Consider the following 25026-nt stretch of genomic DNA (forward strand, 5'->3'; position numbering starts at 1 on the left):
CGAGAACACGCTTCCTCGCCCCTAATCCTGGGCATTACGGAGCCTTGTTTATTCTCCCTCCGCAACGCTTCCACCAAGCTACGAATCCTTGCGCCATTGCCTACAACTACGCCAGAATCCGCCCGCTTGTGCGCCTTGCCCATGGGTTCTATCGTTTCCCTGCCACTGCCCATCAGTGGTCGGGTTTAGTAGCCCGGCAATGACAACGGTTGCATGAGTCTCATCAGTCAGGCATAGCCTGCACTTGATGGCGGCTGTGCGCATGGCGCCTTCGGGCGCGCCGGGTTTCCGTTGTCCTTTACCGGTCTACTAACTTGCGCACAGCTGCCACCCCTTCGTTTAGTAGCGAGATGGTTGCGGCCTACTAACAAAGGACGTAACAAATGTTCAAGATAACTCCGAACCCTCCAGAAACTGACTCAACGTCTACCCATTCCGGTCGCAAAAACAAAAAGCACGACGAAACCACCAAACGCGTCTTGGATCACTACCTGCTACCCAAACCGGAAAAGTCCGAAGAAGCATCCAAACCAGACCAGCTCTTCACCGTGAAAAAAAACGCCGACAACGAATGCCTGCTCGCCAACCTCAGCGAAAACCTGGCATCCGCCGACGCGATGATCAGCAACCTGGCCTTCGACCTGGAAGGCCCCCGCCGCCACATCGCCCTTGGCATCCAGCAACTGATCGAACTGAGTTCAATGCTGGCCAGCCGTGTGTTGGATAACGTCGACCCGCGCTAGCCGCTACACCACCCGTGGCGAGGGAGCTTGCTCCCGCTGGGTGGCGAAGCCGCCCCAAAACAGGCTGACGCATTCTTCAAATAAACCGCATCAGCCGGTTTACGACGGCTGCGCCGCCGAGCGGGAGCAAGCTCCCTCGCCACGGGGACCGAGTGTATTTTGAGATCTGGTGTGTAACGTGCTGCCGCCATCGCGAGCAAGCTCGCTCCCACAGGAGGCCTTCTGCCCCAACCCCGCGCACACCCGCGCCAACAAGGGGCGATTTACGGTCAAAGTTATTGGCCATTTCGATCCCCTTTTGGCCTCTCCTGCCGTTCTCTGAAACGCCGCGCGCCGCAAGACTGTGTTCAAACCGACCAGCCTTGCGGAGAACAAAAAAATGCTGACGATCTATTCGGACGATCACCACCTGCACCACGGGCGCTGCGAGTTGATGGACGGGCAGTTGATGCCCTGTTTCGAGATGCCGTCCCGGGCCGATCATGTGTTGGAGCGGGTCAGGACGCAGGGGCTGGGGCCGGTGGAGGCGCCGCAGGATTTTGGCTTGGGGCCGATCCAGCGTATCCACAGCGCGGCGTACCTGGAATTTTTCAAAGGCGCCTGGGACCGTTGGGCCAAGTACAACCGCGACGGCGATTTGTTGCCCTTCACCTGGCCGGCGCGGACCTTTCGCACGGTCATCCCCACCAGCCTGCACGGCCAACTGGGTTATTACAGTTTCGACGCGGGTGCGCCGATTACCGCCGGCACTTGGCAGGCGGCCTACAGCGCCGCGCAAGTGGCCCTCACCGCCCAGGCGGATATCCAGCGCGGTGCGCGCAGTGCCTTTGCGTTGTGCCGCCCACCGGGGCACCACGCCGCTGGCGATTTGATGGGCGGTTATTGCTACCTCAACAACGCTGCCATCGCCGCCCAGGCCTTTCTCGACCAAGGCCATAAGAAGGTCGCGATCCTCGATGTGGATTACCACCACGGCAACGGCACCCAATCGATTTTCTATGAGCGCAGCGACGTGTTGTTCGCGTCGATCCACGGCCATCCGGAGGCGGAGTTTCCGTTCTTCCTGGGTTATGCCGACGAGCGTGGCGAGGGAGCCGGTGAGGGCTTCAACTTCAACTACCCTTTGCCGGCCGGCTCAGGCTGGGACACCTGGAGCGCGGCGCTGGAGCAGGCCTGCGGGCAAATCCGCGGTTACGACGCCGATGTCATTGTCGTGTCCCTGGGCGTGGACACGTTCAAGGACGACCCCATCTCGCAATTCAAGCTCGACAGCCCGGATTACCTGGCGATGGGCAAGCGCATCGCGGCGCTCGGCAAGCCAACCCTGTTCGTGATGGAGGGCGGCTACGCGGTGGCAGAAATCGGCATCAATGCCGTGAACGTTCTTGAAGGTTTCCAAAGCGCCCCATGAGGAATAACAGCATGAACAGACTCAAGCGTTTAATGGCTCCAGCCGTGTGCGCCGCGCTGCTTTGCGGCGCTGTCCAGGCCGAGGAGCGCACCTTGCGCGTCTACAACTGGTTCGACTACATCACGCCCAAGGCCCTGGAGAATTTCAAGGCGCAGAACAGCCAGGTCAAGCTGGTCTACGACATCTTCGACACCAACGAGGCCCTGGAGGCCAAGCTGCTGACGGGCAACTCCGGCTATGACGTGGTGGTGCCATCCAACGTGTTCCTGGCCAAGCAGATCGAAGCCGGGGTGTTCCAGCCCCTGGACCGCAGCAAGCTGCCGAACTGGAACCACCTCGACCCCAAGCTGATGAAGCTGATCGAAGCCAACGACCCGGGCAACAAGTTCGCCGTGCCGTACATGTACGGCACCATCCTGATCGGCTTCAACCCGGACAAGGTCAAGGCCGCCCTGGGCGACAACGCACCCGTGGACAGCTGGGACCTGATCTTCAAGGAAGAGAACATCAGCAAGCTCAAGCAGTGCGGCGTGGCGCTGCTCGATTCGCCGTCGGAGATCCTGCCCCTGGCCTTGCAGCACCTGGGCCTGGACCCCAACAGCAAGAAGCCGGAGGACTATGCCAAGGCTGAAGCGCTGATGATGAAGGTGCGCCCGTACATCACCTATTTCCACTCGTCCAAGTACATGGCCGACATCGCCAACGGTGAGATCTGCGTGGCGGTGGGTTACTCCGGCAGCTTCTCCCAGGCCGCCAACCGGGCCAAGGAAGCCAAGAACGGCGTGACCGTGGACATGCGCCTGCCCAAGGAAGGCGCGCCGATCTGGTTCGACATGCTCGCCATCCCCAAAGGCGCGAAAAACCCGGACGACGCCTACACCTTCATCAACTACTTGCTGCAACCGCAGGTGATCGCGCCGGTCAGCGATTTTGTCGGCTACCCGAACCCGAACAAGGACGCCACCGAGATGGTCGACCCGGCGATCCGCGGCAATCCCAACCTGTACCCGACCGCTGCGGCCATGACCACGCTCTACACTTTGCAACCGTTGCCCAGGGATGCCGAGCGCGCGCGGACGCGGGCCTGGACGCGGATCAAATCTGGGCAGTGAGGTTGACTGCTTTGTGAGCGCTTCGCGCTCAAGCGCGAGCAAGCTCCCTCGCCACGGGTTTTGCATGCACCAAGTGCGCTATACATAGTTACCACCTTCCCTGTCTTGTGCCGCCCTAGCATGGATTCCCCCAGCGTTTCGCTCCGGGACTCCACGTCGCACAAGTCAGGGAGACTCCGATGACACCAAGCTCTACAAGCACACGCCTCACCCCCGCAACCGACCCCAAGGATGCCGTGCTCAACCGGTTGCTCGCCGGCCCCACCTACCCCGAGGTGGCCGCCATCCTCCTGCGGGACGGCCTCAAGAAGCTCTACCCCACGCTCAACCTCGACCCCCACACCACCGTGGTCGGCGAGCCGCACTGGGGCATCGTCGACGACGAAATCGTCGAGCGCCCGACGCGTTATGAAACCCTCAGTGACATGCTCGCCGGGCTGTTGAACGACAGTAGCCCGATGCTGCTGATCGAAGGGTTGCACTTTTTGACCCAGCTCCCCCTCACCACGCCTGATGTGCACTTGCCGGTGCGCATCGACCAGATCGGGCGGCTGATCAACGAGCTGCAACCGGCCATGCTGACGGCCTGCCAGGAGCAGCAATTGGCCTATTGGAATGCCTCCATCGGCGACGCCGGCCCGCGCTGGCATGAACTCTCCAGTGCGCTGCGCTCGGCCTGGGACGTCACACGGGTCAAGGGTTGGAGCGAGGCTGAATGCGCCATGGCCAGGCATCTGTTCCGTTATCCCGACCGGCAAGGCCGCCAGGACAATAACCTCTATGACGCCCACGCCTATCTGATCGACATCGACGGCATCGAGGGCGATCAAGTGCAACGCATGAGTGACAACACCATCGTGGTGCTGATCGGCAAGATCGACAACCAGGAGGTCGTCCTCAAGTACTCGGTCTTCAACGGCTATGAACGGTTCGATTCCCAACAGGCACTCGGGCAATCGCTCCGCGCCCACTTGGGCCCGGACAGCTACCGGAAAATCCAATGGCGGCTGTATGAGCCCGACGGCAATATCTTCGATTACAAGGCCTGCGGGATGATTGCCGAGCAGGTCAAGATCATCGGCATCTCCAACGCCCCGGACATGTTGACGTTCCATGAAAACAGCCAGGCCTCCAGCCAGGATACGACTGACGACCTGATGGAGGGCTGGTTTCAAAAACAGATGCCCTACTGGTTGCAGGCGGCGTCGCCGTCCGATCAGGTGCTGTTTGCCCAGCACATGAAGAACCTGTCGATCTTGAGCCACACCCACGCCGGCAAAACCTATCTGGACGATATTCCCGCCATCAAGGCCTTTGCATTGAACGCGCTGAAAACCCAGATGACCGCCGACCATGCCGAGGCCGCGAAGCTCGATCTGGAAGCCATCGAGATCGAGGTGCGCAGCCCGGTCATCTGGGGGAGCTTCGTGGTGCCCGGCAGGGTCGACACGGCCCGGTTCAGCCTGGTGGAGCTGGCCTTGCAAAACCTGATCGCGCTGCCCCTGGGCAACAAAACCGTCAGGTCGCTGGACGACAGTGAGCTGCCCGAATGGATGACCGTCGACTATCTCGAAAACCTCATCACCCAAATCGATATCGGTCGCGTTTATCCTGAACGGGTCAAGAGCAAGTTGCTCGACGATCCAACGGAGTCGGCCCGCCGCGAAAAACTCTACACCGACCAGTTACGTATTCAGTTGCCGATGCTGGCCCTGGAAAGCAAGATCCGTGGCCAGGGTGACCTGGACGAAAAGGGCTACCGGTACGTCGTCGCCCTGATGGAGCCTGAAGAAGCCGATCGCAAGGTGGACGGCAACCTCATCGTCCTGCGCCAACTGGCCTTCGTCCCTGAACTGCAACTGGGCAGCTCGGAGGACGTGGTCACCAATATGTTCGTCATCGGCCCGCAGGATTCGAACGCTGGGCCCTGCCTGTTGTATCGACCGATGCTCGAACCACAGTTGTGCCAATACCCGTCGTTCAGCAACCTGCTGTATGCGATCAGGCAAACGCCTGCCTTGCGCCAATCGGTGCTGGCCTGGTTGCCCGATGGGGTGCGTGACGATTACGGCCGATACGTGTTCCCGGACCTGCTGCCCTCTCCTTGGAGCATCGTGGCATTCGTGGCCGCGCCGTTGACGTCCCTGGCCAATAGCGGCCCCATCGGCTTGACCGACAAGACCCTGGGTGCGGATTTCCTGCCGCGATTGTTCAAAGCCAACGCCGATGCCTTGGTCGAATTGGCCGACCGCGAATCGATCTCCAACCACGAGAGTCGCTGGCAAACGTTTAAGCGTGCCGGCTGGCTGATCCTGAACCTGGCCTTGCCTTACCTGGGAACGGCTGTCGGCACCGCAACGTGGCTCTGGCAAATTCTCGACGATATGGAACAGCTGACACAGAACCGCGAAGGGGCCGACAGCCAGGCCAAGTGGGAGACCCTCACCGACCTGTTGTTGAACATCGCCTTGGCGATCATTACCCACACCATCGACCGCGCCAGGGCCGCCCGGCGTCCGCGCCGGCCAGAGGCACCGGAAGTGGTGCGCGAACTGGAAAATCTGCCCAAGCCAAAACCTGAGCTCGTGATAGAGCAACGGGCGCCGCTTGCCAGCACGGCGTTGCCGACCGAGCACTACGAGACCATTCGTTCCAGCGGCGCCTTGATGGGCCAGTCGAGGGAGAGCGCCAAGCTGCTCGACAGCTTCAGCCTCGACGCGCCGCAAGACCCAGGCCAACGCCAGACCGAGGGCGCGCTCAAAGGGCTCTATGAGCAGGCCGGCGACTGGTACGCCAACCTGGCCGGCAAATGGTTCAAGGTGCTGGTGGAAGGCGAACAGGTGTCGATCATCGATGAGAAAGACCCTGCGCGAACAGGCCCTCCCCTGATGGGCGATGCACAGGGCAAGTGGCACGTGGATACGCGTCTGCGCCTGCGCGGCAGCGGGTCGCAAGGGGTCAGGCAGAAAGTCATCGCCCAGGCGACACGCCGCCGAGTCGAACTGTTGCTCGAACTGAACCAGTTCGAAGCCAAGAAGCCGCAGCACCAGAAGCTGTTGACCATGCAGGCCCAGGAAATGAACGAGGCGACGGGCGCCGCCAAGGAGACCAAGCGCGACACCTACGTCAGTACCTTGAAAGCGCAGCGGGAAAACTACGAACAAGCCTTGAAGACCCTCTTGGAATGGCCGGTGTTCCAGTCACGGCCCGACTACCCTCGCACCCGGCTTGGCTACTTGAACGCGCAGGTCAATTTCACCTTCGTGGAGATGGAGGCGCTGAACGAACGTTTCACCCCGGTCATGAGCAAGGCCAAGGCCATGATCACCTCCGGGGTCAAGGTGCTGGAGCAAGCGCATATAGACACCGCCGAAAACATGGTTCGCGTCGGTGACGACGTGATCGAGCGCCTGGACTACATGCAGACCCGCTTCACCGAACTGAAGGAGGTGGGCCACGAAGGCTTCGAGTTTGTCCGGCAACACCGCCGGAAGATGCCGCTGTACACGAGTGACGACCTGCAACTGATCAAGATCGACATGTTTCGCCACCTCTGCCTGTCCCTTGAAAGCGTCGAGTCGATGCCCGAAGGCTGGGAGGCCATCAACCTGATCGTCGATAACGCCACGGTGGCGTACCAAAGCCTGCGCGACGCGATCGATGAGCGCAGTGTGATCCGCCTGGACGAGCAGATCGACGCCTTCGGCAGCCTGATCGAACAGTTCACGGCCATCGATGAACATCTCCAGTACCTGGCCAATGAATACAAGACCAGCATCCACCCGATACAACTCACTCGATTGCGGACCGGGATCGGCCTCGCCAAGAAACGCACGTTGAGTCATTTGGCGGCGGCCCTCGATGAACGAAGCAACCGGCGCGTCGAAAGCAGGTCTTACGAGCTGCGCCCCAGACCCCGGAAAAAATTCATCCGGGCGCGCTTCTGGGGGCTCGTCAGTGGTGAACCGCGCTTATCGAAAAACCTGGAGGAAACCGATTGGGTCGACGTGAAGAACCCGTTTTCGGGAGAGATCATCGTCACATTCCACCGCAAGGAAACCGGCGAATGGATTCCTCACGTCAAGCCCGACGCCCCGCCGGTCGCCGTCCCGGCATTGGCCACCAGCATCAATAAGGGCACCGACCTGATCAACGGCCTGGCGGCGTTCAAGGCACAGATCGAGGACACCGTAGAGCAGACGCACCAAACGCCCGCCGGCATCGGGATGATCCTCAACGCCCATGCCGGCAGGATGGAAAAAGTCAGCGCGGCCATAAAAAAAGCCCTCGACCAGGCACAAGGCGTCGAGTCAAACGAGACCGCGGAGCTTCCCGCCGTACAACGACGCTCGGCCGAGGCCTTGCGCCAGCAATTGGAGAAGGAGGCGAGCAGCCTGTATGTGCTGGGGTTTGAAACCGTATTGAACGTCATCAAGCGCCGCCCACCGACCATGAGTGGTGTCATCTGGCTGAAAAGCCGCAATCAGATCTCCATCACCAAACAAAAGGCCCGGCAACGCATCAAGACCCCACCCTATGGCTACCTCGACCGGTATGAGATCAAGGACCTGAAAACCAATAAGACGCTGTGGTTCGCCGATTTCCGTTACTCGACCAACTGGGTGCCCGCCTACGCATTTCTTTCCGGGCGCTTGAAAACCCTTGAGCAAATCGACCAGAAGACCTCCTCGCTCGTCCCCACCAAGGCGTTCAACCAGCGGCAATTGATCGACCACTACCGCAGCGAAATTGCCACGGACCAAGCTAGGGAGGTGTTCTTCCAAAAAAAATACGGGTGACCAGGACGCCGTACGGCTGCGTATACATAGTTACCACCTTCGCTGTCATGCCCCTGCCTAGCATGGAACCCCCGAAGCACTCGGTTTCGGGGACTCCACGTATCACCAGACAGGGAAAGCCAGATGACAGAAACCGTCACAGCCACCACGACGCCTACCTCCGAAGTCAGCCTCAGAGAGGCGCTGCTCAATCAAATGCTCGCAGGGCCCACCTCCCCGGAGGTTGCCAGCCTGCTCCTGCGCAAAGCGCTCAAGAAAATGTACTCGACGCTGGACCTCGATCCACACAACACGGTAGTCGGCGAACCGAATTGGGACGTCGTCGACGGCAACATCGTGGAGCTTCCCACCCGCTATACATCCCTCAGCGATCTGTTGGCCGAGCGCGTGGGCGAGAGCGAGTCGACCTTGCTGATCGAAGGGCTGCATTTCTTGACCAAACTGCCCCTCACTTTTCCACCGGTGCATCTGCCGGTGCGTATCAGCCTGATCGGACTGCTGATCAACGAACTGGCCCCCGCCATGGCGTCCGCTTTCCAGGAACAACAACTGGTGTACTGGAACACGCCACTCGGCACGGCCGGCCCTCGCTGGCATGAGCTCTCCAGCAACCTGCGCAAGATCTGGAACGTCAGCCAGGTCCCGGGCTGGACAGCGACTGAATGCGACATGGCCAGGCAGTTGTTCCTTTACCCGGACCTGCAGGACCGCAAGCGCCATGACCGCTATGACAGCCATGCCTATTTGATCGATATCGATGAAGTGGACGGCGATACGGTCAATCGTGTGAACGAAAACTCGATCGTGGCCTTGAGCGCAACGATCGACCGCAAGGAAGTTATCCTGACGTACTCGCTGCGCAACGGGTATGAGAAGTTCGCTTCACAAGACGCGTTGGGTCAATCGCTGCCGACTCATCTGAACAGCGCCAAGCGCACACGAATCCAGTGGCGGCTGTATGAGCCCGACGGCAATGTGTTCGATCACAAGGCCTGCGGGCTGATCGCCATGCAGGTCAAAGTCATCGGCGATCCCGGGTTCCTGGAAGGCCTGATCGCCGACGATCGCGAACAGGCGGATAACGAGGGAGCGGGCCGGGATAACGAACCTGCCGAGGACTGGTTTCAGAAGCAGATTCCCGGTTGGTTGCAGGACGCGCCGACATCCGACCAGTTCCTGTTCGCCCAACACCTGAAGAATCTTTCGGCGCTGGGCAGCGCCCATGCCGGCAAGACCTACATGGAGGGTATTCCTTCCATCAAGCAGTACACGTTGAACAGCCTCAAGCAGAAAATGTTGTCGGACCATGCCGACGCCTCGACCCTTCACCTGGAAAGTATCGAGGTCCAGATACGCAGCCCGGTGGTCTGGGGGACGTTCGTGGTCCCCGGAAAAATCCAGACCACGCGGTTCAGCCTCGTTGAACTGGCCTTGCAAAACCTGATTGCGCTGCCCTTGGGGGACAAAATAGTCAGGTCGGTCGACGGCCATGCATTGCCCAAATGGATGACCGCCGATTACGTCGAAAACCTGGTCACCCAAATCGACATCGGTCGCGTTTATCCCAACCTGATCAAGAACAAACTCCTCGACGATCCGGCCGAATCCAGCCGCCGCGAAAACCTCTACGCCGCTCAGTTACGCATCCAGTTACCGCTGCTCGCGTTGGAGAGCAAAATCCGTGGCCTGGGGGGCATCGATGAACGGGGTTACCGCTATGTCGCCGCGCTGATGGAGCCCAAGGCGTCCGAGCGCCAGGTCGATGGGCAAACCATCGTCTTGCGCCCATTGGCGTTCGAATCCAAGCACGCGCTGAGCACCTCGGCAGACGTGGTCACCAACATGTTCGTGATCGGCCCGAAAGATCCCGATGCCGGCCCCTGCCTGCTGTATCAACCGTTGCTTGAGCCGCAGCTGTGTCAGTATCCGTCGTTCAGCAACTTGATCTACGCCATCCGGCAAACCGCCTCCTTGCGCCAATCGGTACTGGCGTGGCTGCCCGATGGGGTACGCGCCACTTACAGCCGGTTCGTTTTTCCGGGCCCGCTGCCGTCACCCTGGGCCATGGTGGAGTTTGCGGTCGACCCTGTGTCGTCTTGGCTCAATAGCACGCCCATCGGCTTGAGCGAGAAAACCCTGGGGGCTGATTTCCTGCCGCAGCTGTTCAAAGCCAACGCCGATGCCCTGGTCGAGCTGGCCGATCGGCAATCGGTGTCCAACAGCGAAAATCGCTGGGCCACTTTCAAACAAGCCGGCTGGTTGATTTTCAACCTGGCGCTGCCTTACCTGGGCACCGCCGTGGGCACCGCGGCCTGGCTCTGGCAAATTCTGGACGACCTTGAAACGTTGACCCAGAGCGACGAAACCTCCAACCGCCAAGCCACCTGGGAAACCTTCGTCGACCTGCTGTTGAACATGTCCATGGCGATTACGACTCACGCCATCGACCGCGCCAGGGAAAGCGCGAACAGCCGTCGACCCGAGGCGCCAGCGGTCGTGCATGAATTGGAAAGCCCGACAAAACCTGAGCTCGTGATCGAGAGGCTCGCCCCGTTAGCGCACAAGAAACCCTCACCCGAGCACTATGACGCTATCCGCGCCAGCGGTGCCTTGACAGGCCAACCCGCAAAGCGCGCCAAGCTGCTTGAATCCTTCAGCGTGAACGAACCTGAAAACGCCGAACAGCCCATGATCGAAGGCGCGCTCAAAGGGCTCTACCAGCAGGGCGGGAACTGGTACGCAAAAATCGCCGACCAGTGGTTCAACGTGACGGCGGAGGGCGAGCATGTGTCCATCGTCGATGAGAACGACCCCGCACGCACCGGCCCGCCCCTGATTAACGACGCAGCAGGCGAATGGCGTGTCGACCCTCGCCTGCGTTTGCGCGGCAGCGGGTCAAAAGGTGTCAGGCAGAAAATCATCGCGGATGCGAAACGCCTCAGCACCCAACTGCTCGCCGAACTGAACCGGTTCGAGGAAAGGAAAACACAAAACCAGAAGCTGCTGACCATGAACGCCAAGGAGATGAACCAGGCGTCAGGCTCGTCCAGGGAGGCCAGGCACAACGTCTATTTGAGCACCTTGAGAACGCAGCGGGAAAGCTACGAAGAAGCGTTGGAGATTTTGATCCAGTGGCCCGTCTTCCAATCGAGGCCCGACGCGCCTCAAGCCAGGCTCGGTTACCTGAATGCGCAAATCAACTTCACGTTCGAAGAGATAGACACCTTGCAGGAGCGATTCGTCCCGGCCCTGAGAACAGCCGTGGACATGACCACCTCGAACATCGAGAGCGTGGAGCAAGAGCACGTTGACGCAGCCGACCGCATGATCAGGATCGGAGACGACATGATCGAGCGCCTGGATTACATGGAGACGCGCTTCTCCAGGCTGAGAAAGGTTGGGCGCGAAGGCGTTGAACTGCTGCGGCAACACCGGGGGAAGATGCCGGCCTACAAGAGCGATGCGATTCGACTTATCCAGTTGGACATGTATCGCCACCTCTGCCTGTCACTGGAAAGCGTCAACGACATCCCCGAAGGCTGGGCCGACATGAACCAACTGGTCGATAACACCACGGTCGCGTTTCAAAGCCTGCACGACGCTATCGATGAGCGCAGCGTGATCCGCCTGGACGAGCAGATCGATGCATTCGGCAGCCTGACGGAACAGTTCACGGCCATTGAAGAACACATCCAATACCTGGGCGACGAATACAAGGACAGCGTTCGCACGACAGAACTCAATCGACTGGGCAAGCAGGTCGGCAATCTTAAAAAAAGGGCGTTGCATCATCTGGCGCGCGCCCTTGATGAACGAAGCAACCAGCGAAGCGAAGCCGGCCCTTATCGGGAACGCCCAAGGCCCAAGAAGAAATTCATCCGGGCGCGTTTTTGGGGCTTGGTCAGCGGGGAACCGCGTTTAACCAAGACCCTGGAAGAAACCGATTGGGTCGATGTCAAGCATCCGCTCACGGATCGAGTCATCGCCACCTTCCATCGCAAGGAAACCGGCGAGTGGCTGCCACATGTGAATACCAACACGCCGCTGGCCGTCCCGGTGCTGGCAACCAGCCTCACCAAGGGCAAGGCGCTGCTCGACGGATTGGCGGCATTCAAGGCGCAGATCGAGCAATACACGAAGAAGCCAGAGCGGTCGCCCACCGGTATCGGCCTGCTTCTGAACGCACACGCCAACCGAATGGAGAAAGTCGCTATCGCGATCACCAAGGGCCTGGACAATGCGTCAAACGAAACGGTTGGCATTTCGGCCGAGCAACAACGTCTGGCGCAATCCACGCGCACGGCTCTCAAGAAGGCTTCGAAAACCCTTCATGACGAAAGCTTCGAAACCGTACTGAACGTCATCAAGCAACGCCCACCGACCATGAGCGACGTCCTCTGGCTTAAGAGCCGAAACCAGATTTCCATTACCAAGCAAAAAAATCGGCAACGCATCAAGGCGCCTCTCCATAGCTATCTGGACCGGTATGAGATCAAGGACCTGTCAACCAATAAGACTCTCTGGTTTGCCGATTTCCATTACTCGAGGAACTGGGTGCCGCCTCATGCATTCCTGTCTGCACGCCTGCGGACACCTGAGCAGGTCAGTCAAGGAGCAGCCGTCGAGTCCACCCAGACGCTTAATCAACGGCAACTGATCGAGCATTACCGCAGCGAAATTGCCGTGGATCAGGCCAAGGAAGTGTTTTTTCCAAAACAAGTGTCATGACGGCAAGCAACCAGGGCATCCACTGATGCCCTGGCACTGCACTTTTCAGATTTTCCAGGCGGTTGCCAGGTTCGCCAGTGCGATGGCTATCGCCGCTGGCGGGACCGCCGCAAACCCCAGCACCAGCCCGGCGCGCACCTGCGACGGCGTGGTGGGTAACCAATAGCTGCTCAGGCCATTGATCTCCACACCCACATTCGTCGCTTGGGCGATCAGTTCGCGCTCGCGCTCGATGCTCTCCACAGGAACCGTGAGATGCAGCCCGGCCACGACAGTAGGTAGGGCACCGACACCCGCAACAGCCTTGGGCCAGCCCGCCAGCAACGCATCACGCCGAGCCAGGGCGGCCCTGCGCATACGCCGGATATGCCGTTGGAAATGCCCCGCAGCCATGAACTCGGCCATCACCGCCTGGGTGCTGACTTCGGAGTGGCGCACGTCCACGGCGCGCCGTCGGGCAAAGGCGTTGACCAGGCCTGGCGGCAGCACCAGGTAGCCCAGACGCAGGGCCGGGAACGCCACTTTGCCGAACGTGCCGACGTAAAGCACCCGCCCCTGGCGATCCAGAGCAGCCAAGGGCGCCAGCGGCGCGCCGCTGTAGCGGTACTCGCCATCGTAGTCATCCTCGACGATCCAGCCGTCGTTGCGCTCGGCCCAGGCCAGCAACTCCAGCCGCCGTGGCAGGCTCATGACTACCCCGGTCGGGTATTGATGGGACGGGGTGACGTAGGCCAGCCGACAGTGGCTCAACGCGCCCAGCGCGGCGCAATCCAAGCCGTCGCCATCCACCGGCACGCCCCTGACATCGGCCCCGGCAACGGCGAACGCATGCCCGGCCGCGCGATAGCCGGGATTTTCCACCGCCACGACGTCGCCCGGGTCGACCAACAGCTGTGCACAAAGGCTGATGCCCTGCTGTGCGCCACTGGTGATCACAATTTGTTCAGCCGTGCAGTGCAGCCCCCGGGAGCTGCGCAAGTACGCCGCGATCAACCCGCGCAAGCGCGCATCGCCCTGGGAATCGCCATAACACAGCTGCTGCAAGTCCGGCTTGCGCCAGAAAGCCGCATTCAGCTTGGCCCAGACGTCGAAAGGGAACAGATCGAAAGCCGGTACACCGACCCGAAACGCTCGCGGCGGGCCGCTGGGCGGTTGGGCCAAATGGTGTTTTTCGACGCGGTTTAGCGCATCGCTGTGGATAACTTTACTGGATGGACCCACAGGTAAATCGAGCCAATCTGTGGATAAGGCTGTGGGTAAGCCTGTTGAAAACCCTGTGGATACTTTTGTGGATATGTTTTTCAGCGGCAACGTCGTTGAGGACAGTTTTGCCACATAAGTGCCGTCACCGACCCGCCCTTCGATGAAACCCTCGGCGTAGAGCTGGTCATAGGCCCGCACCACGCTGTTGCGCGAAATCGACAAGGCCGCCGCCAGGTCACGGCTGGCCGGCAAGCGCGTGCCGCTGGCCAGGCGTCCATCGAGCACCCGGGTACGCAACGCCTGGTAGAGCTGGCGGCTGAGCCCCTGGCGGCGGTCCAGCTCGATGCCAGCGGGGTTGAACGACAATGGCGGCGCGGTGTTGTGCATGACAGCCCTCGCGAATGGACCTATCGAATTGGTCGGAAGTGGCTCTTACAACAGACCAATAGCCTGCCTAGGATGTTCGCATTCGCCAAGGAAAATCATCATGTACAACCCAAAAGCCTTTGCCGTCGAAGACCTGCCCGAACTGCACCAGATGATCGGCGATTGCCGCCTGGCCGTATTGGTCACCCAGGGTGAACACGGTTTGCAGGCCAGCCATTTGCCGCTGTTGCTGGACACCCAACAAGGGCCGAACGGCAGCCTCTACGGCCACATGGCCCGGGCCAATCCACAATGGCGCGACCTGGAAGCCGGCGCCGAGGCCCTGGTGATATTCGCCGGGGCCGATGCCTACGTCAGCCCAGGGTTGTACGCCAGCAAGGCCGAACACGGCAAAGTCGTGCCGACCTGGAACTTCGTGGCCGTACACGCCTACGGCAGCGCCGAGGTATTCAGCGACGCCCATCGCCTGCGCAACCTGGTGGGCGCCCTCACCGACCGCCACGAAACCGGTCGCGAGCAGCCGTGGAAGATCGATGATGCGCCGCCCGAGTACATCGACAGCATGCTCAAGGCCATCGTCGGCTTCGCCCTGCCCATCCAGCGCCTGGAGGGCAAGCGCAAGCTCAGCCAGAACCGTAGCCCCGCGGATGTCGCTGGCGTACGCAACGGCCTCGCCGCCAGCCACGACCCGCAGGACCGGGCGCTCGCCCACCTGATGCCTGAACAATTGTCCAAGGAGTGAACATGAGCCAACCTGAAATCCGCCTCGTCAGCGCCGACGATCACGCCGCCTGGCTGCCGCTGTGGCAAGCCTACCTGCGGTTCTATAAAACCGAATTGCCGGACGCCGTCAGCCAAAGCACCTGGCAACGCTTGCTCGATGAGCATGAACCGACCCATGCTGCCCTCGCCTGGGATGGCGACACGGCGGTGGGCCTGGTGCACTTTATCTATCACCGTTCGAACTGGAGCATCGAGAATTCCTGCTACCTGCAAGACCTGCTGGTAACGGAACAGAGTCGTGGCACCGGGGTGGGTCGCCAGCTCATCGAATTCGTCTACGCCACCGCCAAGGCCGATGGTTGCTGCAAGGTGCACTGGTTGACCCACGAAACCAACGCCACGGCGATCCAGCTGTACGAGCGCATCGCCGAGCGCCCAGGCTTCATTCAATTTCGCAAAGCCCTTTAAGGAGCGCAGCATGTCGACTTCACTCGCCGATTGGAAAGGTGTCCCGGCACCCTCTGCACAGGTGCTCGAAGGGCGTTTCATCCACCTGGAAAAGCTCGACCCGGCGCGGCATGCCGATGGCCTCTGGCAAGCCCTTGAAGGCCCCGGCGCCGACCCGAAGCTCTGGGATTACTTGCCCTATGGTCCGTTCACGGATCGCGGCGCGTTCGATGCCTGGCTGAACAACCATGCAGCCAACACCGACCCGTATTTCTTCAGCGTGATCGACCGCGCCAGTGGCGAGGTGCAGGGCATTCTCAGCCTGATGTCCATCGTCCCGGCCCAGGGCCGCATCGAGATTGGCCACGTGACCTTCGGCGCGCCGATGCAGCGTTCGCCGAAAAGCACCGAGGCGGTTTATCTGCTGGCCAAGGAGTCTTTCGCCCTGGGTTATCGCCGGCTGGAATGGAAGTGCAACAACGGCAATGCCCGCTCCAAATACGCGGCCGAGCGGTTGGGGTTCACGTTTGAAGGGGTGTTCCGCCAGCACATGGTGGTCAAGGGCCAGAACCGAGATACGGCGTGGTACTCAATACTGGATTCGGAATGGCCGGTGATCGCGGCAGGATTCGAGCAGTGGTTGAGTGAGGAGAATCAGAGCGAAAGTGGGCAAGTGCGCGGGCTAGTAGAGTGTCGGACATCCGCTGTCGGTGGCTGATGGCCCGTTTCGGCGAGTAGGCTCGGCGTCCATCACGTAGTTGACGACCCCACCGCCAATCCTTGCGGGGAATGGCGATGGGGCGACTTGCATCAGAGCTGTAAGTAGCCCGCGACTAAGCGATCAAGGTTTCTTTTTGGCTCCAAATGGCTTGAGCGTTTCGCGCGTGACGCCCTGCCTCAGGTATCGCCAGGCCCAATCGGGCACCGCCATGTGGCTTTCCAAATACAATGCAAAGTCCAAAAGCCTGTGGCCCAAACGATTGGCTGGGAACTCGAAATTGTAGAGATATTGTTGAGCCTGCCGCTGGCCAAGACCGAATGCATCTCTAACGATTTGGTTCGCGCGCGCCCCGTCCACGCCAAGCCCAACTCTTAACGCCCTTGCAATATCCAACTCTGAACGAAGCGAGCCAGGTTGCCTGAGCGCGGCTCGAACAGTGGCATCGCTGAAATACGGCCCAACGAGGTCCTCCCATATTTGTATAGCGTGATTCCTCGGGAAGCGTTGGAGCAAATTAAAAATATTCGGCGTATTTAATAAAATCGAAACCCTGGTATTAGAAACAGTTTGTCCCGAACTGCTAAACAAACCTACCACTGCTGGCGTTTCGGCGTTCGAATTGTACCCACCCCAGAAACTCTACAAATCTCGTCAGGCTGTCTTGCTGCTGGACAATACTGTTCAGATTCTGATCATCGAACGACTGCATCCAGTCAATACTTATCGTGCCGTCGTCAATCACTTCGGTGTAGCGGGTATTGGCATATTCCGCAATGATCCCTAGCCGCGCCTCAGACAGCTTCGGATCACGTAGCCACCTGGCAAGGACATTGACCGGTAGCGCGCCACCGAGGTTCGAGGAAATCACCGTTGAGCGAAGCAGCAGATTAGCCCGTCGCTGCAAATCGGGAAACCGTTCGAGGGCAACGCTGAGCAGATCGATGGTGTCTTCTACGCGATCGTAATACATGAACTGATTCATTAACTTGGCATCGTCATTAATGGTGACGCCCGACTCACGTTGATACCTTTGCTTTACTTCATTCAGATCGGCCTGATCCACCAGCTCAGCACCTTCCAGTAAATCATCCAGTAAATCATCCTGTTGATCATCGTCCAAATGGCCGTGCAGGGTCTCATTGTATTTTACGTAGGCCAGCTCATTCCTTGGATGATGGTCGGTCAACTGTCGAGCCCTGACACCATACTCAAGCATGATATGGATCACATCCTGCGAAAGTTGAAGGTATTCGTTATTGAGCAGTTCGGTCAGATGCAAATCATCGATGGGACCCAGCAGCACGTCTTCGAAGAACCTGCGCAATGACTCCGTTTCCTGAGTGTAAAAGGGAGCGCTACTTGGCATCAGGCGCTCCGGAGACCGAACCGATAGATGATGCCCGATCTCCTGCAACACCTCCGGCGGCAGGATGGCGTCCCGCGCTGCGTCCAGCGTCCTTCGGCCCAAGCTGTTGGCGTGACGGTCAAGGTAATCCAGAACCGGCTGGAACAAGCGATGTGGGTTGGTGGCGTTGTAGACAATCCGAGTGAGATCAGAGAGCGCTGCCTCCTCCAAGAGCTCTTGTAACCAAGGCGCGATGTCGGAGAGCGCCAATTGCAAGCCGGAGGCCGGCGGCATCATGAAGTGGCTGATTTGCGGATGCCCATCGATGTAATCGGCAGCTGCATTACGCAGCCCTTGCATCGTGAAGGCTTCCTGCGCCTGCCCTTCATTGAGCCCACGGGCGACGGCATTGAAAAAACAATCGCCATCGGCGGGAATCCCAACGACCCGCCTACCCAAGATCAAGCTGTAGTGATTTTCAGCCGTTCGCCTCAAGACGATATCCGTGGGTGATCTATCGGGGTGCTGACTCATCGGATAGAAACGCTCGTATTGCCCCGGCGTGAAGCGTACTGACCAACTACTCCCTGCGGTTATTTCGTCCATGATCAGCAAGCTCCGGTTCTGCGGCCAGCTCGGAAGACGAGTCATGACAGAGGGGACCAGATCCATGATGTCGTTGTCCCAATGACCAGCGGTCCGTACCCATTCGGAGGCACGAGGCGACAGAGCAGGCACTTTGGGTTCGCAAGGGCCTGGTTGTGTAGAGCTACCTGCCGGGCGTTTCCCGCCGCCCTGACCAAATCCAACCGCACGCCACTCTCCGTCGGGCATCCGGGCAACGGTACTTCGCATCACGCCACTGGAGCGGATACTCGACCCGGTGCCAGGGTCGACAAGGGTGGCTTCGGTTGCATTCAATCTCGTATGGTCATGAACCCGGAATACGGTCCCGTCGGGTTGCTGTATGTAGACGGGTCGGGAACTGTCCCCAGCAGCAGAGTTGAGCGTGGGGCGATAGAAGCCCTGGGCATCTGCAGCCAACCCTCGCAACAGTGAAGTGTCGGTCACCGTATAACGGTTATAGAGTGCCGCTTCCAGGGGCAACCCGGCCAGTGCATCACTCTGGCTCTGGCGCGCCGTAACCGCCAGGAAAGACGACTGGCCTCGGACCGGAACCGTGGCCCCTGCGGCAAGTTCCCGTCCGCCATGGTTAGCCACTCTGTAGACAAATGCCAGGGTGTCCAGGTCCATCGGAACAGCGCCGGTCCTGGCCACGAGCAGGCCCGTCTTGACAGCACGCCTGAGTATTTGGAAACCGGGTATCAACAGCATGCCGGCCAAGTCCATGAACACTTCCATGGCTACCATGACCATCCTTACTGCTGTTTCACGACGTATATCCGCGTTGCTGTTGGAGCGGTGGTCCGCATAAGCGCTATGGAAATCAACGTGCGCTCGGTGAAGCGCTTCAAGCAGATCGCCTGTGATAACGCTTGCGCGAATCAAGGGAAGACCACGGTGCGGCCCCAGTACACGTTTTATTTCTTCGGGATTGACCGCGCAAATGCGTGAACGGAAGTAGTCCTGCCATGGCTCTTGTCGTAGAAGCCCCCCGACACCATCGGCCAGATTGGCAAATTCGTGAAAATCTTCTCCGTCGGGACTGTCTGGAAAATAAACACCTACGGTTCCCTTAATATCCGGCCCGTCCTGATCGGAAAAAATCAAGGCGCCGTCAACGCTGACTGCGTTACCCATCGTCCCGTGCTGGCCTCCAGCCCCTACACTGCCACCCAGCAAAAGGCCATGTACCTGCACGTTTTTTCCCATGACCCGTGGACGCGTTTTTGCCTCTGGCGATTGCAGCACAGCGTCTAGCCAGAGCGTGACCAGTTTTTTGACTTTAGGTGGCTCGAAGGCTTTATCGAGTCGGGTGACCTTGAATATTTCATCCCCCCTGAGCGCGGTCTCGTAACCTTTGAATTTCATACTGGCCGTATACGCTTTTTGCCAGGCAGCTTTGTAATCCGGCTTGTTCATCTGTGCCCTGAGCAGGGTTTCATAACGTGCGCCAGCGTCGATGCTTGTCGCCATCGTGGCGAGTTCGCGCCCTTTCAATGTCATCAGCAAGCCACTCACCGGATGTCGTATCCGCTTGCCATCTTTATCGACAAGGTGAACAGCCATGACCTCTCGCATTGCATTGGGGTACTGCCGCGGGCGCAAGTTATCGAGTATCAGCTGGGTCAGGCTGGTAATACGAGACTGCCTCGGGTTGGCACCCTTTGCGAAAGCAAGCGTCACCATCGTTTTGTCTGGATCGGGCTTTATCGCGTGATGCAGGGTTCGCTGCAGGTATTGCTGGATCTTCTGGCGGGTAAATTGATGCAGCGTCCGGATACCGTCACCCAAATCTGAAACAGCTTGGAGGACATCTTGCTCCAAGCGACGATAACGAGTCTGTTCTGAAAGCGTTGCGGTTTTATAGAAATGAGGACGGTTGTTTTCAATCAAGGTTTGCTGACGAGTCGCCAATGCACCGGCAAGAGATAACGTAGGCAGGCGCAATGCATCTTCGGTCCGTTGGGCAAAAGTCCTCAGGGCCACCGTTTCGTTTTCTGGCGCATTCAGGACGGCTTCGAGCGCGTTGCTTTGCAGTTGAAGCAGTTCCGATGCCGCCACTTCGAACACATCCCCGGACAGCTCAGTCGAAATCTCCCGTATCGTGCGCTGATGCCCTGCATGGACGACCTGTACTTTTTTGACCATGTCTTGAAAAGAATCGAACCGTTGAATGCCGCGTTCCATGGAATAGAGGAACAGTGGTGCTTGATCGGTTCGTTTGATCACCATCGCGGCAGGCCATTTCTGTGGCTTCGCGGCTCCCATGTCGAGCATGACGGCATAGACATGGGGAATGGGCGCTCGCAGCAAACGGCTTCTGTCCGCCATGGACGGGTGGGTGGTGATCAGATCCAGCAGGCGATCTTCCTCATCCTGCAGGGTTCGCGCACTTTGGGTTAACGGGGTGGACGGATACCGGTCGACTTTGTACAAGTCGAAAAGATGCAGGAATCGTCGGGACAGCAGATGAGCAAGTGCCGCGTCAGTGGTCGACGTGTCGAGCGCCTGTGCATCGCTTCTGTCATGGCGAAAGGCGCTGAGATCGTCACGGAACTGCTGCTTCAAGCTGTCATTGGTCGCGGGCTCGGCGATATAGAACACGGACTCCATGATCGCTGGAATTTTCGCGCCCAGCGGGCTGACGAATACGCTGTCGACCTCTTCCACCGAATCCGGACGGGTGTAGAAGCCCACGCCACCGCGCGAGTAAGTGGGCGGTGTATCCGTCGCTAAACAGCCCAACATCACGTCGGTAAAGCACTGTGAGGCTGTCAATGAACGGCCACCGAATGAGTCCACGCTAAAGTGGTTCACGTACCAGTGATCCGGGTCGATACCCTGGAGCAGTGAAGTGTGGAATTTGCGCCCAGGGATCTTGGCCTCGATGCGGCTGACCAGCAGACGCTTGAGCACTGTGTCGAACGTTGGCAAAGCGGCGAACAGACGCGCCAGCTTCACCTGATTGGCATCCAAGTGCCCCAGTTGCCTGATTTGTTCTTTTTCACGGGGGCTGAGCAGATTGCCTTGGGCGTTCACCTCAGTAATGACCGGCTGCCCAATGCCCTGGTAGCCGGGCGCAATGCCAACTTGCAGTTGCTGCAAGACATCTGGTGAAAGACCTTTACCGTTGACCCGCAGTGACGAGAAGTCCAGGGACATATGACTTCGGTGGGGATAAACCCAACCCTCGCGCGGAGAAGGCTCAGCGGTCGCCCTGCTTTGATGGGCGATCAAAAAGCCTCTTGTCACAGCGTCACGCAGCGGCACCGATGAGGTTTTTCTTTGAGCGGCCGAATCGACTGTCTCGACCTCTTGATAGGTGACTTGTACGCGCGTATCGCCGATAAGGCCCCATTGATTTAGCCATTGATCGGCAAATTCATGAGGTTGAAATCGAATACCGTGGGGTAACAGGCTGATGGGTTTTAGCTGTACGCCGGCAGCATGCGGCGTCACGCCAGGTGCATTTTCAGGGAAGGCAGTCATTCAGGTGTCCCGGTGATGAGTAGGACTGGGACCCTATCGCGCCGTTTCAGCGGGGATGACGTACATATGTATAGGCGTGGCTACGGGCTTCGGGGAAAGCGTAAGCCGATGTTTGCGGCGGCGGGGTTGCACGCTTGAAAGGATGCGGCGGCTGAGCGTTAGCTATCGCGAGCAAGCTCGCTCCCACAGGTTCTGCATTCACCGAAGATCATTGTGGGAGCGAGCTTGCTCGCGATGGCGGTCGAACAGCCAATGTATTTATTACCCTCCGACCGCCAAACCCTTAGACCAGCTTTTGCGCCAACACCGCAATATGCTCCGGCCCGATCCCGCAGCAGCCTCCCAGATGGCTGGCACCGCGTTTTTGCCAGTCCGCCGCCCATTGCAGATAACCCGGTGGGTCGAGGTCTTCGCGTAGCGGGTCCAATCCGTCGTTGGCCGTCGCTTCCTTCGGTTGCGGCGGGAAGGCGTTGGCGTAGGCACCGATGTGGATCTTCACGCCCAGGCGCGCGAAGGTGTCCCGCGCGGCATCGATGGCCGCACCGATCACTTCCGGCTGGCTGCAGTTGAACAGCAACACCTCGACACCCAGCTCAGCCGCCACCGCAGCGGCGTCCGCCACCGGTTCACCGGAACGCAGGCGTGGCACTTCATCGGTGTCTTCGTCTTTCAGGGTGAACGACAGCCAGAACGGCTTGCCGTCCTTCGGCAACCCGGCGTGAATCGCCCGCGCTTCGACCGTGGAGCTTTGGGTCTCGGCCAGCCACACGTCGACGTGGGGCGCCAGGCCGTTCACCAGGGGCGCGAGCAATTCACTGGCGCGGGAAGCGTCGAACAGATCCGGCCGATAGGAACCGAACAGTGGCGGCAGCGACCCGGCCACCCGCACTGCTTTGCCCGAAGCGTGCACTGCCCGCTGCGCCAACTCACCCGCCAGCGCGGCCAGGGCCTGGCCTTCTTCGGCGAAACGCGCCTCGCCAATATGAAACGGCACCACGGCATAGCTGTTGCTGGTGATTACGTTGGCGCCGCTGGCAATATAGGCCGCGTGCACGGCCTCTACCGCCTGGGGCGCTTCGCTCAAGGCCAGCGCCGACCACTCGGGCTGTCGGAACGGGGCGCCCCGGCGTTGCAGTTCGCGGCCCATGCCGCCATCGAGAATGACTGTCGTTGCTGAGCCCATATGCGATTCACTCATAAGCTTATGAAAAATACTCACTACCGGAGTTGTTCTTATAACTATTTAATACGCACCATTCGGTGAACTACAACTTATTTTTCTATCAGGGGCCTCACATGAAACTACAACCACTGCTGGCCCTGGGCCTGACTCTGCTGGCTGCCTCTTCGCAAGCGTTCGCCGGTGCCACGCTGGATCGCATCGAACAGAAAAAAGAACTGGTCGGCGTGTTGATGGAAAGCTATCCGCCCTTCTCGTTCCTCAACGATCAGAACCAGCTCGACGGTTTTGACGTGGACGTCGCCAAGGCCGTGGCGCAGAAACTGGGCGTGAAGCTGCGCCTGGAAACCCCTTCCTGGGACGTGATCGCGGCCGGCCACTGGAGCGGGCGCTATGACATCTGCATTTGCTCCATGACGCCAAGCAAGGCACGCGCCGAAGTGTTCAATTTCCCGGTCCAGTACTACGCTTCGCCGGCGGTGATTGTAGTCAACGCCAAGGACGACCGTATCCACGGCGCCAAGGACTTGAGCGGCAAGAAGGTCGGCCTGACCAGCGCCTCCAGCTACGAGAGCTACCTGAACAAGAACCTGGTGATCGAAGGCGCCGAGGATACTCAACTGAGCTATCCATTCGAAGACGTGCAGATCGCCCCGTACGACACCGACAACGTGGCCTTCCAGGACCTGGGCCTGGGCGCCGGGGTGCGCCTGGACGCGGTGCTGACCAACCTGGTGACCGCACAGCCGCGCCTGACCGAAGACAAGCGCTTCAAGCTGGCCGGCGAGGCGCTCTACTCCGAGCCGAACTCGGTGGCCATCGAAAAGGGCGACGCCCAGTGGGACAACAAGGTGCGTGAAGTCTTTGCCCAGTTGAAACAGGACGGCACCTTGAGCAAACTCTCGCAGAAATGGATCGGCGCCGACATTACCCAATGACTTCTTTTCCACCCCCTCAGCCACCGCCACCGGTGGCTGAGTCACGCTTGCAAAAAATCTTCGGTTTTCGCACCCGGCTGTACCTGACCTGGGCGGCCATGCTGGTGCTGTTCGCGAGTTTCTTCCTGAGCTTCGACCTGAAGTTCTCCATCATCCTCGACAAATTGCCGAACCTGCTGGGTGTGCATCTGGCGCCCAATGGCTTTTTGCAAGGCGCGGTGCTGACACTGTTCCTGTGCTTGTGCTCGATCGTCGCTTCGTCATTGCTGGGCTTCATCACCGCCCTGGCGCGGCTGTCCAGCAGTGCGGTGGCGTTCGGTATCGCCAGTTTCTATGCGTCGTTCTTTCGCGGCACGCCGCTGCTGATCCAGATCCTGCTGATCTACCTGGGCCTGCCCCAACTGGGCGTAGTCCCGGGTGCCATCGCCGCCGGGATCATCGCCCTGTCGCTGAACTACGGCGCCTACCTGAGCGAGATCTTCCGCGCCGGTATCCTGGGCGTCCCCAACGGCCAACGCGAAGCCTCCCTTGCTCTGGGCCTGAGCGAAACCGTGATCTTCTGGCGCGTCACCCTGCCCCAGGCCATGCGCACCATCATCCCGCCGACCACCAACCAATTCATCTCCATGCTCAAGGACTCTTCGCTGATTTCGGTGATGGGGGTTTGGGAGGTGATGTTTCTGGCGCAGTCTTATGGGCGTTCCAGTTATCGCTATATTGAGATGCTGACTACGGCGGCGATTATTTACTGGTTGATGTCCATTGCGTTGGAGCTGATTCAGGCGCGGATGGAGCGGCATTATGGGAAGGCTTATTTGAATAATCGTTGAGTTGGGGTGGGGTTTTAAGGTTGGTGTGTATATCCGTTGCTGTGGTAACGGCGGCTGGCGGTTTCGCCCTTACGGCGAGTCACTTTCGAAAAGCCCGGAAGCCGGCCCAGTCGAAAGTAACCAAAGCGCTTCTGCCCCACCACTCGGTGCCTCGCTTAGGCTCGGCATGCCCTCACTCCGGCATTGCTCCGTGGGCCCGCCGCGAAGGGCCATCCATGGCCCAGCGCGGCTATCCCGGCATCCATGCCGGGATGCCCACTCCACAATGCCTGCGTTCGGCCAGCGTGGTTAACGGGGCACCGAGATCAACGTCCACCGCGAGGCGGCCTGGTAGCCGACCTGGCTC

At 59.5% G+C, this 25026-nt stretch carries 14 protein-coding genes; 10 read left to right on the forward strand and 4 right to left on the reverse strand.

The window, feature by feature from the left end:
- Positions 1-383: 383 nt before the first annotated feature.
- From QMK47_RS00430 to QMK47_RS00450, 5 genes are all read left to right on the forward strand, one after another.
- Positions 384-743 (forward strand): DUF6124 family protein, encoded by a 360-nt coding sequence (locus tag QMK47_RS00430; RefSeq protein ID WP_153389110.1) that lies wholly within the window; start codon positions 384-386, stop codon positions 741-743.
- Positions 744-1122: 379 nt separating this feature from the next.
- Positions 1123-2154, forward strand: coding sequence for a histone deacetylase family protein (locus QMK47_RS00435; protein ID WP_003206957.1), 1032 nt, complete (start codon positions 1123-1125; stop codon positions 2152-2154).
- Positions 2155-2165: 11 nt separating this feature from the next.
- Complete coding sequence (locus QMK47_RS00440; RefSeq protein WP_320389637.1) at positions 2166-3266, forward strand: polyamine ABC transporter substrate-binding protein; 1101 nt, start codon at positions 2166-2168, stop codon at positions 3264-3266.
- Positions 3267-3445: 179 nt separating this feature from the next.
- Positions 3446-8065: a dermonecrotic toxin domain-containing protein gene (locus tag QMK47_RS00445; protein WP_320389638.1), complete on the forward strand. Its 4620-nt coding sequence runs from the start codon at positions 3446-3448 to the stop codon at positions 8063-8065.
- 123 nt (positions 8066-8188) lie between these two features.
- Positions 8189-12793 carry a dermonecrotic toxin domain-containing protein gene (locus QMK47_RS00450; protein ID WP_320389639.1) on the forward strand — a complete coding sequence of 1535 codons (4605 nt, stop codon included), beginning with the start codon at positions 8189-8191 and terminating at the stop codon, positions 12791-12793.
- A 45-nt stretch (positions 12794-12838) separates the two neighbouring features.
- Here QMK47_RS00450 and QMK47_RS00455 read toward each other — a convergent pair whose 3' ends face one another.
- Entirely contained in the window at positions 12839-14383 is a 1545-nt protein-coding gene (locus QMK47_RS00455; protein ID WP_320389640.1) for a PLP-dependent aminotransferase family protein, read from the reverse strand.
- A gap of 100 nt (positions 14384-14483) precedes the next feature.
- Between QMK47_RS00455 and QMK47_RS00460 the strand changes: the two genes are divergently transcribed.
- Genes QMK47_RS00460 through QMK47_RS00470 form a run of 3 tightly spaced genes read left to right on the forward strand, consistent with a single transcriptional unit; the run spans position 14484 to position 16271 of the window.
- On the forward strand, positions 14484-15125 hold the full coding sequence (locus tag QMK47_RS00460) for an FMN-binding negative transcriptional regulator (RefSeq protein WP_253470467.1): 642 nt from the start codon (positions 14484-14486) through the stop codon (positions 15123-15125).
- Between the two features lie 2 nt (positions 15126-15127).
- Positions 15128-15574: a GNAT family N-acetyltransferase gene (locus tag QMK47_RS00465; RefSeq protein WP_018611678.1), complete on the forward strand. Its 447-nt coding sequence runs from the start codon at positions 15128-15130 to the stop codon at positions 15572-15574.
- Between the two features lie 10 nt (positions 15575-15584).
- Positions 15585-16271, forward strand: coding sequence for a GNAT family protein (locus QMK47_RS00470; protein ID WP_320389641.1), 687 nt, complete (start codon positions 15585-15587; stop codon positions 16269-16271).
- A 123-nt stretch (positions 16272-16394) separates the two neighbouring features.
- On the opposite strand, the gene QMK47_RS00475 is transcribed toward QMK47_RS00470, so the two are convergent.
- The 3 genes from QMK47_RS00475 to QMK47_RS00485 form a co-directional block, all read right to left on the reverse strand.
- Positions 16395-16862 (reverse strand): hypothetical protein, encoded by a 468-nt coding sequence (locus tag QMK47_RS00475; protein WP_320389642.1) that lies wholly within the window; start codon positions 16860-16862, stop codon positions 16395-16397.
- On the reverse strand, positions 16855-21732 hold the full coding sequence (locus QMK47_RS00480; protein ID WP_320389643.1) for a hypothetical protein: 4878 nt from the start codon (positions 21730-21732) through the stop codon (positions 16855-16857). Before QMK47_RS00480 ends, QMK47_RS00475 begins: the two co-directional genes overlap by 8 nt.
- A 283-nt stretch (positions 21733-22015) precedes the next feature.
- Positions 22016-22915, reverse strand: coding sequence for a homocysteine S-methyltransferase family protein (locus QMK47_RS00485; RefSeq protein ID WP_024619057.1), 900 nt, complete (start codon positions 22913-22915; stop codon positions 22016-22018).
- A 113-nt stretch (positions 22916-23028) separates the two neighbouring features.
- Here QMK47_RS00485 and QMK47_RS00490 point away from each other — a divergent pair, with 113 nt between their 5' ends.
- A complete protein-coding gene (locus tag QMK47_RS00490) occupies positions 23029-23850 on the forward strand; it encodes an ABC transporter substrate-binding protein (RefSeq protein ID WP_024619058.1) in 822 nt (273 codons plus the stop codon).
- The gene (locus QMK47_RS00495) at positions 23847-24680 is read left to right on the forward strand and encodes an amino acid ABC transporter permease (protein WP_024619059.1); all 834 of its coding nucleotides are present in this window, start codon (positions 23847-23849) and stop codon (positions 24678-24680) included. The genes QMK47_RS00490 and QMK47_RS00495 overlap by 4 nt, the downstream gene beginning before the upstream one ends.
- Positions 24681-25026: the final 346 nt, after the last annotated feature.

Source organism: Pseudomonas sp. P9_35, from assembly GCF_034008205.1.
In the GTDB taxonomy this organism is placed as follows: Bacteria; Pseudomonadota; Gammaproteobacteria; order Pseudomonadales; family Pseudomonadaceae; genus Aquipseudomonas; species Aquipseudomonas kilonensis.

Bases quoted from the DNA above. Each gene is read 5' to 3' on its own strand.
- QMK47_RS00430 (WP_153389110.1), top strand. From the start codon at position 384: ATGTTCAAGATAACTCCGAACCCTCCAGAAACTGACTCAACGTCTACC.
- QMK47_RS00435 (WP_003206957.1), top strand. From the start codon at position 1,123: ATGCTGACGATCTATTCGGACGATCACCACCTGCACCACGGGCGCTGC.
- QMK47_RS00440 (WP_320389637.1), top strand. From the start codon at position 2,166: ATGAACAGACTCAAGCGTTTAATGGCTCCAGCCGTGTGCGCCGCGCTG.
- QMK47_RS00445 (WP_320389638.1), top strand. From the start codon at position 3,446: ATGACACCAAGCTCTACAAGCACACGCCTCACCCCCGCAACCGACCCC.
- QMK47_RS00450 (WP_320389639.1), top strand. From the start codon at position 8,189: ATGACAGAAACCGTCACAGCCACCACGACGCCTACCTCCGAAGTCAGC.
- QMK47_RS00455 (WP_320389640.1), bottom strand. From the start codon at position 14,383: ATGCACAACACCGCGCCGCCATTGTCGTTCAACCCCGCTGGCATCGAG.
- QMK47_RS00460 (WP_253470467.1), top strand. From the start codon at position 14,484: ATGTACAACCCAAAAGCCTTTGCCGTCGAAGACCTGCCCGAACTGCAC.
- QMK47_RS00465 (WP_018611678.1), top strand. From the start codon at position 15,128: ATGAGCCAACCTGAAATCCGCCTCGTCAGCGCCGACGATCACGCCGCC.
- QMK47_RS00470 (WP_320389641.1), top strand. From the start codon at position 15,585: ATGTCGACTTCACTCGCCGATTGGAAAGGTGTCCCGGCACCCTCTGCA.
- QMK47_RS00480 (WP_320389643.1), bottom strand. From the start codon at position 21,732: ATGACTGCCTTCCCTGAAAATGCACCTGGCGTGACGCCGCATGCTGCC.
- QMK47_RS00485 (WP_024619057.1), bottom strand. From the start codon at position 22,915: ATGGGCTCAGCAACGACAGTCATTCTCGATGGCGGCATGGGCCGCGAA.
- QMK47_RS00490 (WP_024619058.1), top strand. From the start codon at position 23,029: ATGAAACTACAACCACTGCTGGCCCTGGGCCTGACTCTGCTGGCTGCC.
- QMK47_RS00495 (WP_024619059.1), top strand. From the start codon at position 23,847: ATGACTTCTTTTCCACCCCCTCAGCCACCGCCACCGGTGGCTGAGTCA.